The sequence below is a fragment of the Achromobacter sp. Marseille-Q0513 genome (assembly GCF_018195695.1).
Taxonomy (GTDB): Bacteria; Pseudomonadota; Gammaproteobacteria; order Burkholderiales; family Burkholderiaceae_B; genus Achromobacter.
Map to the genome: position 1 here is coordinate 1 of NZ_JAGTJY010000144.1, position 16,040 is coordinate 16,040.

Sequence of the window (16,040 nt, forward strand, 5' to 3'; positions counted from 1 at the left end):
GAGTGGAGGCGGTGGGTTGAAACGGCTACCGGGAGATCGAGCGGCATTGCCGCTCGATTTGGCTTGTGGACGTAGCGTGCTGATGTTGGGACTTTCTTGGCTGCCTGTGCGGCAGTGAACCAACGGATCTTGCAGGACGTGGACCGGTTGCTGTTTCTAAGCTGCCTGTGCGGCAGTGAACACCGACGCGCCCGGATGGCGCAACCACATCAGATTTCTAAGCTGCCTGTGCGGCAGCGAACGGTGGTTTGCCCTTCGTGGTGTTCAGCTTGTATTTCTAAGCTGCCTGTGCGGCAGCGAACCAAATCAACAAGCAGGCTGTCGAGGCCGCGAATTTCTAAGCTGCCTGTGCGGCAGCGAACGAGATCTTGGATTACATCAGAGGCCAGATCACTTTCTAAGCTGCCTGTGCGGCAGCGAACGCGCGCACTCGCGCCAGGTAGCCGCCGGAATATTTCTAAGCTGCCTGTGCGGCAGCGAACGTTATGGCGACCATGTGTCCGTGGAAATGGATCTTTCTAAGCTGCCTGTGCGGCAGCGAACACCGGAGTGATAACCATGCGTCAACTAGTGAAATTTCTAAGCTGCCTGTACGGCAGCGAACTACCTTGCGCGTGCGGGACTCCATCGCTCATTTTTCTAAGCTGCCTGTGCGGCAGCGAACCTGCTCCTTGCGCGCGCCCGGTTGCGCGGACAGTTTCTAAGCTGCCTGTGCGGCAGCGAACGGCCCTATCGGGATGCGGTCGTCGCGCGGATCTTTCTAAGCTGCCTGTGCGGCAGCGAACGATACCGCCAACCGCTCGACCGCGCGCATCGATTTCTAAGCTGCCTGTGCGGCAGCGAACTCATCGGTTGCCGCGTTTCTTGCGTGCGGATTTTTCTAAGCTGCCTGTGCGGCAGCGAACGGTCCATTCCATTTTGAGCGCGTCGTCGTCGATTTCTAAGCTGCCTGTGCGGCAGCGAACGCCTACCGCGACATTCCTCAGCAGGAGTTTTCTTTCTAAGCTGCCTGTGCGGCAGCGAACGATCTTCTCTTCGACAGTCAATCCACTGGTACTTTCTAAGCTGCCTGTGCGGCAGCGAACTCCGCCCGCCTGGGATGGGTGCCGCGCGAATGTTTCTAAGCTGCCTGTGCGGCAGCGAACAATCCGGGAACTTGGGACGATTCCCTGATCGATTTCTAAGCTGCCTGTGCGGCAGCGAACTCGAGCTGGACTTGCGAAAACGCCTGTGCGTTTTTCTAAGCTGCCTGTGCGGCAGCGAACGTTCGTGAACCGGATCTGGGCGACTCGCTCGATTTCTAAGCTGCCTGTGCGGCAGCGAACACAGGTCTCTGGCGACGCGGCGCGGGTCGATGTTTTCTAAGCTGCCTGTGCGGCAGCGAACGCTGTTGGCGCTGGTATAAGCCAGGGCCTGATCTTTCTAAGCTGCCTGTGCGGCAGCGAACACGGGAAGCCGTATCTTGCGGGGATCGGCGTGTTTCTAAGCTGCCTGTGCGGCAGCGAACACTACGCCGTAGCTCAGTTGCGTGAGATTTATTTTCTAAGCTGCCTGTGCGGCAGCGAACGGGATCACGGACGTGCGCAATGCGGCGTTGGATTTCTAAGCTGCCTGTGCGGCAGCGAACTGCGCCTGGGCGGCCTTTGCGGGCTGGCCTTTTTTCTAAGCTGCCTGTGCGGCAGCGAACCACGATCTCGCCGTCCTCGCCGGGCGGCAAGCTTTCTAAGCTGCCTGTGCGGCAGCGAACTATGGCCAAAAACCAATAACTCATTGATTTTTAAAGAAACAACAGTCAAAACCTCACCAACACCCAAATTCCGGATGCATTCCTAACTCATTGATTTTTCAGGCCTTCCAATCACATCCAAAAAAAGGGTTCAAAACCACGGCACCGTACCGCCCTGGCTCAAGCCATAGGAATTGAACCCTTTACCGGCCCCGCCTTCCTCCCCGCGCTCCTGAGCAATGAACAGGCAGAACGGCTGCCTGGTGCTGGCGCTGTTCAGACGGACGAAGGGCAATTCGACCTGGCGCTCGACGCTATCGGGAATGGCTTCGGCTGCCTGGTCCGCCGTTTCTCCCTTGCGACGCATGCGGCGGCGGCGCAGGCGTTCCGCGCTGGTCTTGAACTGACGGCGCTGCACCACGTAGCGCGGCGCGCCGGATGGCGCGGGTGCCAGGTCGGTCAGCCGGACGTGATCCCGCATGCCCTGCAGCCATGCCAGGGCCATCAGGCCCTGAAGCGCATCGGGATCGCCGTGCAACCTCAGTACCGAGCCCATGGTGCGCAGCCGCAAGCAGTATTGGGGAAAGCTGACCCCGATGCTTGCCGATTGAAGCTGCACCAAGGCCCGATGCAGCTTGGCCGCCAACGCCCCCAGCAGATGCGCGTGGCTGAACTCTGGATCGGGCAACAAGGTGATGTCTATATAGTGGGTCGTCATGGCGGTCAGCTCGCGTCGCCGAACACGCCGCCACGGATCAGGACCGCCATCACGAAATGCTGTTGCTCGGCCGGCGGCGCCTTGTCCTTGAGCAGCCAATCGTCCAGCAGGGTATAGAAATCCTGCTTTTGCTTGGGCTGGCGATAGGCCTTGCCTTGCGTGGTGACCGAACCGTAGGGCTCCACGGCGATCGGCCCCAGATCGTGCGCGCCCTGGTACCAGGTATCGATAGTGCGCAAGGCATTGCCGATCTTCTGGGAATGGATGGCGGCGATCTCCAGGCCTTTCTCGCCAATCTGGTAGAGCGTCTTGCTCTTGTCGCCGCGCCCGCGATCCAGGATCAGTTCCTGGGACGGAAACACCTCCTGCCCGGCGCCTACCCGCAGGAAAGCCGTGACCTGCAGCAGCACATGACCGCCAGCCAAACCCTCTGCGATCACAGAACCCAGTGACTTCACCTCATCACTCAACGCATCCAGCGCGCGCAGATTCTGCGCCAGGGCATCGAAGCTCCATTGCTGGTCAGCCTTGCCGTCCTTGAGCCGCGCCACATCCACACGCACATGCTCCGCACCGACCCGGTTGCGCCACAGGAAGCGGCCATTGGCCAGGTTGGCCGCATAGCGGTTGGCCAATTCGGCATAGCCGTGCTCCGTGACGTAGGACTGCACGGTCTGCAAGAGCTTGACTTGGTATTCCGCGCTATTGCATGCGCTCGGCGTACCCGTGCCGGGCAGCACGCGCAGCGTGAATTGCACCTTGAGCGTGTCGGCATCCGCAGGCAGGGTCGCCACGTCCACGGTTTGCAGGTTGGGGTTCTCTATCGCGGCGTCGAGCTTGGCGGGATCCTGGTCCTTGGCCTTGAGGCGGTTGGAGATGGTGCCGCGCACGGATTTCTCGCGCAGCCGAACGGGCGGCCATGATGCGGATTTCGCCAGGTCCTCCCAGTTGCCGGCATGGAAGACGGCGTCGGAGGGATCCAGCTTGCGTTCAAAGGCCAGTACGGAGGCGGTCTTGAGTGCGTTCGACATGATGATTCAATCCTTGTAAATGGCGTATTCAAATCAACGGGACGAGCGGCGACGCTCAGGAATAGGGATAGATCTCGTCGTCATCTTCTTGCCCGGTCTCTTCCGTGACGGGAAGCTGCGACGGATCGGGCGCATAGTCGTTGCGGCAGCGATACAGGCCCAGGGCTTCGTCGGTCTCGGCGCGCCAGAACAACTGGTCCAGGTGCGTGAGCCGGTGCGGGCTGATCCATTCGCCCATGGAATAGACCGATTCGACGAAGCGCAATGGCGTCGCGGTATCGCGGGCGTTGAGGACGGAACCCGCTTCGTGCAACGGTGATAGCGCGACATAGCCGACCGGTATCGGCACGGTCCAGCCGCTACCGGCGCCGCGCCATGGATCCGCCCAGCGCTGCTTGCCATCGGCGGGCGCGGGTTCGCCGTCCTGGAGCGGTACCGGCTCGTGGTTGAAGCGTGAGGCATGGAGCCAGGCGTCCAGCAGGGACACCTGTGGATCGCGCTCGCGCAGGCGACTCAACCTGTCAGCCAGCAGATCATCACGTCCAACCAGCGCGAAGCCGGGCAACCACTGCCGACGCCATTGGCGGAACTGCTTGTCGCGCTCCAGCGCGTCCTCCGCCAGAACTGCCAGCCAAGGACGCACGCACCGGCCGGGCGCGGCGCGCGAGGGCAACACGCTGCCGCCGGCGACGCGCATTTGCGACAGCAGCGCGCCGGCCTGGCTTGCCCATGGCCCGGTGTAGGTGTCATCGTCGCTAAGCAGCTTCGACGCAGCGCCGGCGGCGCGCTTTTCCGTAACGGTGAACACCAGCGAGATGTCCAGATGGATGCGGCCTTCTTCGACGATGGCGGCCGTGCTGCCGTCCTTGTCCACGGGATTGCGGGTCAGGTTGAAGCTGCGCACGTAGCCTTGCGTCGTCTGCTCCTGGTGATGGTGGCAGATCACGCCAACGCCGTGCAGCCGCAGCGGGACATTGGCCTTGGCCAGGTTGCGTTCCAGCGCCCACATCAGGCCGGTGAAGGCGGTGATGGAGGGGAAGCCATGCGTCAGCGGGCTGGAGATAGCGTTGGCGTTTTGGATGCGGAGGTGGGGAAAGGTCAGGATGGCTTCGGGTGCGGTAACTTGCGTCATGCCTCGCCCTCCTTCTCCGCTACTTGTTCCGCGTGCGTCTTGCGTATCGGGATATAGCCTGGCGCATGTAGTTGCTTGCGCACATCACGCAACTGTTGCACAAAGCCGTCCTCGTCCGTCAGCAGCTCCCTTTTCCACTCTCGCGCTTCGATATCGCCTACCACCGGCAACTGGCTGGAGAGTTGGGCATTCAGCCAATTGGCAAAGCGCCTGCCCACCTTGGCGGGCCATTCCATCAGTAGCCATCGACCGGCGAAATCGGCTTCTGCGGGCAGCTCTGCCCGCAAGGGATCCAACCAGAGCTGCTCTTCTTCCACCAACCGCCCAAAGCGATCTGTATCACGTGTCCAACCGGGAGCCAACGCGTGCCGTAATTCGCCAGCCAAGCAGGCCATCTCATCCAGCAGAACATCGATCATCGCCTCGCGGCGCAACCGGGTTTCCATGGTCGGTTCGGGATCGGACGCCAGGAAAGCACGCAATTCACGCATGGTCTTGCGAACTTCCGAACGTCCGATGAACAGCTTGCCAAACACCGAATCGGTGTGCACGGGCAGTCGTATTTCGCTGCTACGCCATGCCGGCGGCAATGAGGCCAGGAGGTAGTTCACTCCCACACGCTCGCTGTTGAGCTGGGAAATATTCTGTGGCTTGGTGCCCCCCAACTTCTGAACAGCCAGCCCGGGATAATCACGAAATACACCGTCGTGCAACGCGCGATCTCGACGAGCTTGACGAGCCATCTTATTGGCGTCGCCGAACCGGTCTTCCTGCAACTGGGCATGCACGGCGTGCGCCAAGGGCGTGGCATGCAGCGGCGCCAACAATTCATAGCCTGCATCGACGCAGGCATCGCCGCCCGTCAGCCAATACAGCTGCTTGGCGCGCGTGTGCGAGGCAGGCTGCCCAGCTCGTGGCTGGGTGAGCGCTACGAAGGCATCGCGCAGTCTGCCTGCTTGTTTGGCATCATCATGCAGCGCCTGACGCGCATCTTCATGGTCAGTCACCAGTGCTGCCAGCAGGCTGAGCCCGTCCACTTCGATCTTGAGAAACTTGTAGACGTCCAGCGCCGCCGCGTTGCCCACCACGTCGCCCGCAAAATCCCCCTCTAGAACATGACTACCCACCTCCCGCAACGCCGGCAGGCTGGCGGGCTCCACATAAAGACTGGAGCCACGCGCATCGGGATGGACGGGCTTGAGGGCATGGGTAACGACCTGGATCTGCGCCGCCCGTCTGGCGGCATCTTCGATCCAAGTGCTGGGTTGATGTTGCGCCAACAATTCCTGGCGTTTGGGATCTTCTTCGACAAGCTTGTCCAACTTGGCCTGCAGGCGCTCCTGGATAAAGAGCGCCATCGCCGCTCGCCACCGCGACGAGCGTTTGTTCATGGTCATGTCCTCTCCTTGCCGGTTTGCTTGTTGATTCACACCAAGGTGCTCAATCTTTGCGCTTGAATCCTTGCGTTGAACCTCCTTTTGGTTAATGCGCAATTGTATTGACAAAGTACATACATCGATTACTATGACTACCCAAGACGTTCACTATGAAGTTGACGGCGAACTGTTCGTCTGGAACCGCGCCAAGGCCGAATGGAACTGGCGCAAGCACGGCATCAAGTTTGAAGAAGCCGCCTCCGTATTCGGCGATCCGTACTTCGTCCTTGTCGACGCAACGCGCAAGGACGAAGCCCGCAATGCGGTCATTGGTTTCGACACACATGCGCGATTGCTGTATGTCGTGCATGTCGAAATCGAGACAACCTGCATTCGCCTCATCTCCGCACGTCGTGCGGAATCCAGGGAGGAGTCCCGTTATGTTGAGTGACCGCCTGAAATCCCGCCTGACCAAAGACCGTCCAATGACCTCGATCACGCTGCGCATTCCGGTGGACGTGGTCGAATCGATGAAGACCATCGCGCCGCAGCGCGGCTTTTCCGGATACCAGGCCCTGCTCAAGTCATACCTCAGCGAAGGCTTGCGCCGTGACGAGCAGCAGTTCGCTTCCGCCTCGCATGCCCGGCTGGTTGAAGCGCTCAAGCGCCATGGCGTTTCCCCCGCGCTGATCGAGCAGGCCGAACGCGAAGCGGCCGACGCCTGACGCGGGCTGTGTCTGCGCACCGCCTCGCGCGAGCCCGCCCGCACGGTCGCCTTCATCATTTCGCCTTGAATCCCAGACACTCGTGATACCACCAGCCCTGCCCTGCGTTGTCGGGCAGGCTGGCGATGGCGTATCGCTGCGCGCAGTCCGGCAGCGACTGCCCCAGTTCCTGCGCCAGCGCCATCAAATCCTCCAACAAGTTGCCTCGCAGCCACGGTGTGACGCTGCCAATCGCGATGCGTTCCAACGGCACAGAATGACGCTGGAAAGCATCGACCGGCACGTGCAGGGGTTTCCTGCGATCCCGCTCGTCGACCACGCGATGCAGCAACAACCGCTCTTCCTCATCGTCAGGCAGCAGCGCCACATCCACGCGCGGAGCCGGATCATGGCGAAAGCGCTGGAACTGCGGCAACAGGCCCGTCAGCCAAAGGTTCTCGCTGCTGGCCCAATGCAGGCTCGCCGAACGCTGCACGGACGGCGCGTTTGGATTTTCCGGGGCGGGGGGCAGCATCGCTTCGTGCATGCGCGCATGTTCCAGATCGACCAGATTGCGGGTGGGACGCGGCCCTTCCTTGACGACGAAGATGCGCGCGCGCGCATCAACCGGCCAGATGGCCTCGCCAGCAGTTTCCCGAGCCAGCAACGATTGCAGTTGATGCGACGTCAGATGGAAGTAACGTTCCATGCCCGTCTTGCCGCCGACCTCATCCATCTCAAAGCCAGGCTTGCAGAAGGCGGCCTTGCCCGGCAACTTTTCATAGGCCCGTAGATTGCTGTCCAGCACCCGCATGTTCACCCCGCCCGCCGGGCCTGCCCGATGCCGCCGCACCCGTCCGGCCAGCTGGATAAGCGATCGCATAGACGAGGGTTCGACCACGGTCCAGTCGTAGTCATGGTCTCGCCCCACTTCCGTGACCGGTGAACCCAGGACGATGAACAGGTGATGCGGTTCCGGGCTGGCGTCGATCAGGGCGCGTATCGACGGCTGCTGGAAGACCGGATCGGCTCCATCGGCGGAGCGGCGGTCAAGCACAGTGTCGAGTTGCCGCTCGATGCTGGAACGCGCCAGCAAGGGAAACTGCGAGTGGTAGACGCACAGGTGCACGCGCACGCCAGGCGCGGGCGCGCCTTGGGCGTACATGGCCAGCGCCACGTCGAACAGCGGACCGATGTTCGCCATGCGGATCAGGCCGAAGCTCACGCGCTTGCCGCTGGCCGGGTCGACACCATGGTTGAGCGGCTGCTGGTGCATTTCCCAGGCCTGCTCCAGCACGTAGCGGGCGAAGTCGCGGCGCCGTTCTGCTTCGTCCATTGCGCTCCACTCGGCCGGCAGTGCCGCGATGGCGGCCAACCGGCGCGGCTCGGCCTGGGCGAGCTGGACCAGACGCTTTTCCACGAAGCGCGCGTGGCAGGCACGAAAACCCTGCCCATCGGCGCAATCCTGCTCCTGCTGATGGAACTCGTCCATCCACAGGCAGCAAATGGCGGCGGGTTCGCCGGGCCGCTCGGCGCGATGACGCTGATACACCTCGCGTCCGGCGCGGTAGGCCAGGAACAGCCCCTCGACCAGCGCCGGCGGCAAGGTGGCCGAGGACAGCAACACACGCGCGCCCAGCAATCCCGCCCAATGCACCAGCCGCGTCAACGCGGGCAGGTCGGCCATGTCGAAATCGTCCGGCTCGTCCAGCACCAGGTCGCTGGTCATGAGCCGCAGCATGGGCGCGATCTGGCGGCCGCCGCGCAGGCTCTCGGTGGCCGGTGTCAGGTGGTCCACGGTGCATGCCAGCACGGGCGCGGCAATCAGCGAGCGAACCTGGGCATCGTCGGTCAAGCGCTGCAGCAGCGGATGCCGGTCGTCGCCCTCGAACAGCACTTGCCCGCCTTCGTCGAGCAGCGCCTGACGCGAAGCCGAGCCCGTCGCCTCGGCCTGGGCTTCCCAGTATTCGAACAAGGCGCGGCTGGCGGCGCCGCCGACCTTGATGGCCAGCTGCTCATCGCCCAGGCCCAGATCCTTTTGAAACACGCGCCCCGTCTGCAAGGTCAGGGTGCGCAAGCCAATGGCGAACGCGCAGCGCATGCCCATGCCAGGGTCGGCCAAGGCATTCATGATGCGGGCATTGCCCAGTGTCTTGCCGCAGCCGGTCGACGCCATATTGACGATGAACGCGCCCTGACGCTGCGCGCGCTCACGCACGCCGGCGGCCAGGTCGGCCGCCTTGTCCTGCCACTGGAATCGCGGATTGGAATTGCGCTTTTTCAGGCCACGGTGATTTTGCAAGGCAGGCAGGCTGCGCGTCAGCGTGGGCAACGAACGCGCCACCAATGTGGCATGGGCCTGCACGCCGAGCAGGTGTTCGTCCAGCGTCTGGTTGAACAGGACCTTCCCAGCTGGCGCATCATGGTTTCCGCGCGTGTTCGCGTACAGCGGATAGCTCGCATTGCGATAGGGCTTGCGCTGCGCTTCGTCCTCGATGCTTGAGTAATGATGATCGGCCAGCATCAGGCACATGCGCGAGACGTGCATCGCGAATGGGTCCGTCATTGCCGTGTCCCAGTCCGCCGGCCGAGGTAGCTCCAGCAGTTTGCGCGCATAGCGTGCGGCCTGCTTGCGCCATGCAAGCGTGCCAACAGGCAACCCAAGCGGAAAATGCCAGTGGGCATGCACACTGGCAGCAGGCGCCTCCTCGCGAGGTTCATTCCAATCGGCGCTGATTCGCCGCAACAGCCCGTGCAGCTCGGCGGCGTTCACGAACCGGGGATGGGCGCCAAAGCGCCGCCAGCGATACTGCGGTTGATCGATATCCTCGCCGATACTGCCGCTGTCCTGCGACACCGGCTTGCATGGCAGGCGATGGTGCGTCAGCACCAGCCAGGCCACGGCCTGAGCCAACGGCGGCAACGAGGTGAAGGGCGGGCATTCTCGGGCCTGCGGCTCGTCAATACCGTCGCGCAGCAGGCGGCCCCCTTCGGTATCCAGCCATGACCTCTCGAAAGCCTGTGCTTGCGCGTCCGCATCGGCGCTAGCGGCCAGCCGATGCAGCCAAGCCGCGTCATCGTCAGCGCCCACAAAAGCCTGGAACAGGCGCACCGATACCCATTCATGCCGATAGTGATTGCGCTCCCGCAAGCCTGGCTGCCTCAGCCTGTCCTGGAACGCCTGCGTCGCTTTCCCCAGATCGTGCATCAGGGCGGCCAGCGCGGTCAGCGCCGTCATCAGCGGCAAATGATGCCAGTGGCTTTCGTCTTCGGCGCGCAGCACATCGCTGGCGGTCGTGTTGGTGGGGACGGCGCCCTCGGCGTTGAACTGACGCGCATCGCCGACGATCCACAACAGCTCGCTATGGTCGCGACCACGGATCCAGTGGCAGGCCACGGCGGTATTCTTGCGCGCGCGTTGGCGCAGCAGCCGGCGCACGGCGTCCAGGCCGGCCTGGGTGATGGGCGTCTGCCAGGTACGGTCTCCGCGCCGCTCGGCATACTGGTCCAGGATGCGGCGCGTCTCGGTCAGCGCCCGCTTGGAGCATTGGGACACGAAAAGCACGTTCATGGCCGGGGCTCCGTATCATCCCCCAGGGCCGCCAGGCGCGACGTTTCCAGCGCGATGCGCTTGAGCGTGTCGATGACGAAATCCAGGGCCTCGTTGCGCGTCAGCGCCTCGATGGATTGGCGGCGGAACTGCTGTTCGTCGTCGCCGCGCATGGCCGACAGAAAGGCTTGCGGCAATATCACGGCGTCCTTGATCAGGTCCGCTGCATCAAACACCAAGCCACCACGACGCGTCTTGCCGTGCAGGACGGCCAGGCCATGCGGCAGGCCCAGCACCCAGGTGGCGGTAGCGCCCAGGCCATATGCCAGGTAGTTGCCATGGTCGAGATAGCGGTTGGCGATATCCGTGCCGCTACCACGCTTGGCCCTGGTGAAATCGCCGTAGCCCACCGTATCGACGGCAAGCTTGAACAGTGATTTAGTCAGCTGCGCTTCGCCGACCAGCAACGCGGTGACGTCCGGCGCATTGTCGATCTGCGTACCGGCTTGCCGCAGCAGCGCCGTCAGACGTTCGCCGTCCACTTCGAAACCGGACTCGCGCATGGCGCGCGTGGTCCATGCGGTGTGCAGGCACTGCAACCGCGCAGCCTGTAATTGCTTGGCGGCATGCAGGCGCAGCCCGTCGTCGAACCAGAACCGGACCCAGGCCTGCAAATACTCCGTCGGCCGATATTCGCTTTGCGGTGCAAACCAGGCCACCTCGACATCCAGCTCGTTGGCGCTGAACAACGGCGTGCCTGCGCCGCCGCAAAAACCGACCAGCACGCCTGCCTTGGCCAGCTCGCGCATCGCCGCCTGTGTGACGGACGTGCCCGTCCCGAGCAGGATGCTCGTGGTATTGGCGATGGGAATATTCCAGTACAGCTGTTTCTTGCCCGTATCCGTCACATACTCGACGCGGCCGCCGTTGACCAACACCCGGCAATGTTCCAGGTAATAGATGTTGGCGCGCTTGGAATGCAGAATGCTCTTGAGATCGGCGGCGCGTATCGCTTCCATGCTTTCCCCGTTGCAGATTCGGACGAGGGCAAGTCCAACAGATTCCGTCGCATGACGTCAAGACATCGATCGCGGGAATAATCTGAAAAGCATCTTGAACGCCGAACCGATACCGATGGCTTGATTTCCATCAGTGCAGGCTGGACGTACTCCGCATGGATCGCAAGCGGGGATCCATGCTTCATACAAACGACAGGAAGTCTCGCACAACAAAAAACCCCGACACCGTTACCGATGTCGGGGCCTTGCCGGACAGCCGCGCTGTCCGGTGGAAGCAAGCAGCGCTTAAACCGCCTTCTTCAGTTCCTGCACCTTGTCCGTGGCTTCCCACGAGAATTCCGGCTCGGAACGGCCGAAGTGGCCGTAGGCGGCGGTCTTGGTGTAGATCGGGCGCAGCAGGTCCAGCATGTTGACGATGCCCTTCGGACGCAGGTCGAAGTGCTCGCGCACCAGCTTGGCGATCTGGTCGTCGGGAATGACGCCGGTGCCTTCGGTGTAGACGGTGATGTTGATGGGCTCGGCCACGCCGATGGCGTAGCTGACCTGCACCTGGCACTGGCGCGCCAGGCCGGCGGCCACGATGTTCTTGGCCACATAGCGGGCCGCGTAGGCGGCCGAGCGGTCAACCTTGGACGGATCCTTGCCCGAGAACGCGCCGCCGCCGTGCGGGCACGCGCCGCCGTAGGTGTCGACGATGATCTTGCGGCCGGTCAGGCCGCAATCGCCTTGCGGGCCGCCGATGACGAAGCGGCCGGTCGGGTTGACCAGGAACTTGGTCTGGGGCGTGATCAGGCCTTCGGGGAAGCTGGGCTTGATGATGTCTTCGATGACGGCTTCACGGATCGCGGCTTGCGAGATCTCGGGCGCGTGCTGGGTCGACAGCACCACGGTGTCGACTTCCACCGGACGGCCGTTGACGTAGCGGAAGGTCACTTGCGACTTGGCGTCCGGGCGCAGCCACGGCAGGCGGCCGTCCTTGCGCAGCTCGCTCTGGCGCTGCACCAGGCGGTGCGAGTACCAGATCGGCGCGGGCATCAGGTCGGGGGTTTCGTCGCAGGCGTAGCCGAACATCAGGCCCTGGTCGCCGGCGCCCTGGTTCAGGTAGTCCTCGGAGCTGCGGTCCACGCCCTGGGCGATGTCGGGCGACTGCTTGTCGTAGGCGACCAGCACCGCGCAACCCTTGTAGTCGATGCCGTATTCGGTGTTGTCGTAGCCGATGCGGCGGATCGTGTCGCGCGCGACCTGGATGTAGTCGACGTTGGCGGTGGTGGTGATCTCGCCAGCCAGCACGACCAGGCCGGTGTTGCACAGCGTCTCGGCGGCCACGCGGGCGTTGGGGTCCTGCGTGAAGATGGCGTCCAGGATCGAATCGGAGATCTGGTCGGCTACCTTGTCGGGATGCCCTTCGGAGACGGACTTGGAAGTGAAGAGGAAGTCGTTGTTGGCCACAGATGCGTCCTTTGTTGCCCGCTTGAGGCAGGCGTTGGTTCACAAGGCGCGTAGCACCCCGGACTGCATGGCATGACGCTATCTGGGCGCGACGCTTTAGCGGATTTGGCAGGCGCCGCGCAACGCGCATGGCCCCTGTCGTCGCCCCGCAAGTTGTCGGTTAACTCGGCGACCAGCCGATTTTAAGCGAAAATGCGGGTCTGATGCTTTGCCGGGGGTCCGACACGATCTTCCGAGCACCGGCACGACCATGCCCGACCTTATCCCTTTGCCGCATGCTTCTCGCCCTGTTCCGCCTGTTCGCCTCCCTGCCCCTGCCGGCCGCGCACGCGCTCGGCCGCCTGGCCGGACGGCTGGTCTATGCCTGCCCAGGCAAGTACCGGCGCCGGCTGCAGGCCAATGCCGCCCAGGCCGGCTACCCCGATCCGGCCTTCGCCCGGCGGGCCGCGGCCCAGGCCGGCGCCATGATCCTGGAAATGCCCCGGGTATGGTTCCGCAATGAGCAGAGCCTGGCCCAGGTGGTGTCGGACGACAACGAGGTGGTGGCGGCCGCGCGCGCCGAGAACCGCGGCATCCTGTTCCTGACGCCGCACCTGGGCTGCTTCGAGATCACCGCCCGCTACCTGGCGCGGCTGATGCCCATGACGGTGATGTTCCGCCCGCCGCGCAAGGACATCCTGGCGCCGCTGCTCGAGACGGCACGCAACAGTTCGGCGGTCAACGCCGTGCCCGCGACCATGCAAGGCGTGCGTGAATTCGTGCGCGCGCTGCGCCGCGGCGAATCGGTGGGCATGCTGCCCGACCAGGCGCCCGGCGTGGGCGACGGCGTCTGGGCGCCCTTCTTCGGACGCATGGCCTATACCATGACGCTGCCGGGCAAGCTGGCCACCCAGACCAACGTGCCCATCATCCTGACCGCGGGCGAGCGCCTGCCGGGCGGCCGTGGCTGGCGCATCCACTATGTGCGCGTGCCCGAGCCGCTGCCGGCCGAGCCCGAGGCCCAGGCCGCGCTGCTGAACGCCGCCATGGAAACGCTGATCCGGCGCTGCCCCGAGCAATACCTGTGGAGCTACAACCGCTACAAGACGCCGCGCGGCGCGCCGCCGGCCCCGCAGGCCGACGCGGCCCCGACCGCCGGCTGAGCCGGAACGCCGCTCCGCAGTCCCGGTATTTCATTCCTACGCCATGAGCAATCCCAAGAAAACACGCACGCTCGTTACCCTGATGAAATGGTTCGGCCGCATGCGGCCGTCCACCCGGCTGCGCGTCGGCGCGGCGCTCGGCTGGCTGGCCCTGAAGCTGGCGAAGTCGCGCGTGCGCATCGTGCGCAAGAATCTTGAGCTGTGCTTTCCCGACCAGCCCGAGGCGGTGCGCGAGCGCTGGGTCGCCGAGCACTTCCGCGCGCTGGCGCAGTCGATCGTGGATCGCGGCGTGCTCTGGTATGGCACGCCCGAGGCGGTGCGCGAGCTGGTCACCGAAAGCGGTTCCGAACGCATCAACGACCTGACCGCGCAGGGCCGCTCCGTCATCCTGCTGGCGCCGCACTTCATCGGCCTGGACGCCGCCGCCACGCGACTGACCATGGAAGTGCCCAGCGCCGCCACCATGTACACGCCGCAGAGCGACCCGCACATCGACGCGCTGGTCGCCGCCGGCCGCGCCCGCTTCAACGAGGTCTTCCTGGTCAGCCGCAAGGACGGCGTGCGCGACCTGGTGCGCCATCTGCGCGCGCCGCGCCCGGTCTATTACCTGCCCGACATGGACTTCGGCCGCCAGGGCGCGACGTTCGTGCCCTTCTTCGGCGTGCAGGCCGCCACGCTGCTGGCCACGGCCCAGCTGGCCAAGAAATGGGATGCCGCCGTGCTGCCGGTGCTGGACTTCTGGAATCCCGAGACCGGCAAGTATCACGCCGAGGTGCTGCCGCCGCTGGAGAACTTCCCCGGCGAGGACACCCTGGAAGAAGCCACCGCGCGCCTGAACCGCGAACTGGAAGCCTGGGTGCGCCGCTGCCCCAGCCAGTATTACTGGGTGCACCGCCGCTTCAAGACCCGCCCGCCGGGCGAGCCCAAGATCTACTGAGGCCGCCCGCCTGCCCGCGCCCCCGGGAATGGGCGATAATCCCGCCATGAACTGGAACTTCACCAAAATGCATGGCGCGGGCAACGATTTCGTCGTCCTGGACGGCGTGCGCCAGACCATCGAGATGACGCCCGAGCGCGCCCGCGCGCTGGGCGACCGGCATTTCGGCGTCGGCGCCGACCAGATCCTGCTGGTCGAGCGCGCCACCCGGCCGGACGCCGATTTCCGCTATCGCATTTTCAATGCCGACGGCAGCGAGGTCGAGCATTGCGGCAACGGCGCCCGCTGCTTCGTGCGCTTCGTGCATGAACAGGGCCTGTCCGACAAGAACCCGCTGCGCGCCGAGATCTCCACCGGCATCCTGGTGCTGGACGAAGGCGACGACGAGCAAGTCACCGTGGACATGGGCAGCACCCGCTTCGAGCCATCCGCCCTGCCCTTCGACACCGCCGGCCTGGCTTCGCGCCAGCAAGGCCAGGACACGCTGTGGGCGCTGGAACTCGATGCCCCCGCCGGCCTGCCGCGCTCGGTCGAAATATCGGCGGTGGCCATTTCCAACCCGCACGCGGTGCAGGTGGTCGACGATGTGGACGCCTTCCCCGTCGGCGTGATCGGCCCGCTGGTCGAGACCCACGCGCGCTTTCCGCGCCGGGTCAACGCCGGCTTCATGCAGGTCGTGGACCGCAACAACATCCGCCTGCGCGTCCATGAACGCGGCGCCGGCGAGACGCTGGCCTGTGGCACGGGCGCCTGCGCGGCGGTGGCCGCCGGCATCCGCCGCGGCCTGCTCGATTCGCCGGTGCGCGTCCAGGCGCGCGGCGGCGTGCTCACCGTGGCCTGGGACGGCGCGCAGCTGCGCATGACCGGCCCGGCCGAATCCGTATTTTCCGGGCAGATCGACATCGACAAGCTCGTCTTTTCCATGGCGCTGAACCGCTGACCCCATGACCGATACCGCATTCACCGCCCAAGACATCGCCGCCTTCCTGCAGGAACATCCCGGCTTCTTCGACGAGCACGCCGAGGTCTTCGCCACGCTGCAGGTGCCGCACCCGCACGGCTCGCGCGCCATCTCGCTGGGCGAACGCCAGATCATGACGCTGCGCGAGCGCAACCGCGAACTGGAATGGCGCATGAACGAGCTGGTGCGCAACGCCAGCGCCAGCGAGAGCATCGGCGCGCACATCGCCAAGTGGTGCTGCCGCCTGCTGTCGGAATCCGAGCCGCAGCGCGTGCCGGGCGAGATCGCGCTGGGC

General features: G+C 64.3%; 13 protein-coding genes and 1 CRISPR repeat array. Of the genes, 6 read left to right on the forward strand and 7 right to left on the reverse strand.

Annotation, left to right across the window (positions count from 1 at the left end):
- The first annotated feature begins 92 nt into the window (after window positions 1–92).
- Window positions 93–1,747: direct repeats of the CRISPR family, unit length 28 nt; unit sequence TTTCTAAGCTGCCTGTGCGGCAGCGAAC.
- 130 nt (window positions 1,748–1,877) lie between these two features.
- From cas6f to csy1, 4 genes are read right to left on the reverse strand one after another with little or no spacing between them, the layout of a single operon-like run.
- Window positions 1,878–2,444 (reverse strand): type I-F CRISPR-associated endoribonuclease Cas6/Csy4, encoded by a 567-nt coding sequence (gene cas6f / locus KDH83_RS22975; protein WP_212320177.1) that lies wholly within the window; start codon window positions 2,442–2,444, stop codon window positions 1,878–1,880.
- Window positions 2,445–2,449: 5 nt separating this feature from the next.
- Window positions 2,450–3,475, reverse strand: coding sequence for a type I-F CRISPR-associated protein Csy3 (gene csy3, locus KDH83_RS22980; protein ID WP_212320178.1), 1,026 nt, complete (start codon window positions 3,473–3,475; stop codon window positions 2,450–2,452).
- A gap of 55 nt (window positions 3,476–3,530) precedes the next feature.
- Window positions 3,531–4,607, reverse strand: a complete 1,077-nt coding sequence (gene csy2, locus KDH83_RS22985; RefSeq protein WP_212320180.1) for a type I-F CRISPR-associated protein Csy2 — start codon at window positions 4,605–4,607, stop codon at window positions 3,531–3,533.
- Window positions 4,604–6,004 (reverse strand): type I-F CRISPR-associated protein Csy1, encoded by a 1,401-nt coding sequence (csy1, locus tag KDH83_RS22990; RefSeq protein ID WP_212320182.1) that lies wholly within the window; start codon window positions 6,002–6,004, stop codon window positions 4,604–4,606. Before csy1 ends, csy2 begins: the two co-directional genes overlap by 4 nt.
- Window positions 6,005–6,131: 127 nt before the next feature.
- On the opposite strand from csy1, the gene KDH83_RS22995 reads away from it, so the two are divergent.
- On the forward strand, window positions 6,132–6,434 hold the full coding sequence (locus KDH83_RS22995) for a BrnT family toxin (RefSeq protein ID WP_212320184.1): 303 nt from the start codon (window positions 6,132–6,134) through the stop codon (window positions 6,432–6,434).
- Window positions 6,424–6,708 (forward strand): BrnA antitoxin family protein, encoded by a 285-nt coding sequence (locus tag KDH83_RS23000; RefSeq protein ID WP_249205291.1) that lies wholly within the window; start codon window positions 6,424–6,426, stop codon window positions 6,706–6,708. The genes KDH83_RS22995 and KDH83_RS23000 overlap by 11 nt, the downstream gene beginning before the upstream one ends.
- A 55-nt stretch (window positions 6,709–6,763) precedes the next feature.
- Here the strand turns inward: KDH83_RS23000 and cas3f are convergent, their stop codons facing one another.
- The 3 genes from cas3f to metK all read right to left on the reverse strand — a co-directional run bounded on the left by cas3f (window position 6,764) and on the right by metK (window position 12,705).
- Complete coding sequence (gene cas3f, locus KDH83_RS23005; protein ID WP_212320186.1) at window positions 6,764–10,258, reverse strand: type I-F CRISPR-associated helicase Cas3f; 3,495 nt, start codon at window positions 10,256–10,258, stop codon at window positions 6,764–6,766.
- A complete protein-coding gene (cas1f, locus tag KDH83_RS23010) occupies window positions 10,255–11,256 on the reverse strand; it encodes a type I-F CRISPR-associated endonuclease Cas1f (protein WP_212320188.1) in 1,002 nt (333 codons plus the stop codon). Before cas1f ends, cas3f begins: the two co-directional genes overlap by 4 nt.
- A 285-nt stretch (window positions 11,257–11,541) precedes the next feature.
- Window positions 11,542–12,705, reverse strand: a complete 1,164-nt coding sequence (gene metK, locus KDH83_RS23015) for a methionine adenosyltransferase (protein WP_212320190.1) — start codon at window positions 12,703–12,705, stop codon at window positions 11,542–11,544.
- A 275-nt stretch (window positions 12,706–12,980) separates the two neighbouring features.
- Here metK and KDH83_RS23020 point away from each other — a divergent pair, with 275 nt between their 5' ends.
- From KDH83_RS23020 to KDH83_RS23035, 4 genes are all read left to right on the forward strand, one after another.
- A complete protein-coding gene (locus KDH83_RS23020; protein WP_212320192.1) occupies window positions 12,981–13,847 on the forward strand; it encodes a lysophospholipid acyltransferase family protein in 867 nt (288 codons plus the stop codon).
- Between the two features lie 43 nt (window positions 13,848–13,890).
- Window positions 13,891–14,784 (forward strand): lysophospholipid acyltransferase family protein, encoded by an 894-nt coding sequence (locus KDH83_RS23025; protein WP_212320194.1) that lies wholly within the window; start codon window positions 13,891–13,893, stop codon window positions 14,782–14,784.
- A gap of 28 nt (window positions 14,785–14,812) precedes the next feature.
- Window positions 14,813–15,724 carry a diaminopimelate epimerase gene (gene dapF, locus KDH83_RS23030; RefSeq protein ID WP_212320196.1) on the forward strand — a complete coding sequence of 304 codons (912 nt, stop codon included), beginning with the start codon at window positions 14,813–14,815 and terminating at the stop codon, window positions 15,722–15,724.
- A 4-nt stretch (window positions 15,725–15,728) separates the two neighbouring features.
- Window positions 15,729–16,040 (forward strand): DUF484 family protein (locus KDH83_RS23035; RefSeq protein ID WP_212320198.1); only part of this gene is annotated, 312 nt, incomplete at its 3' end.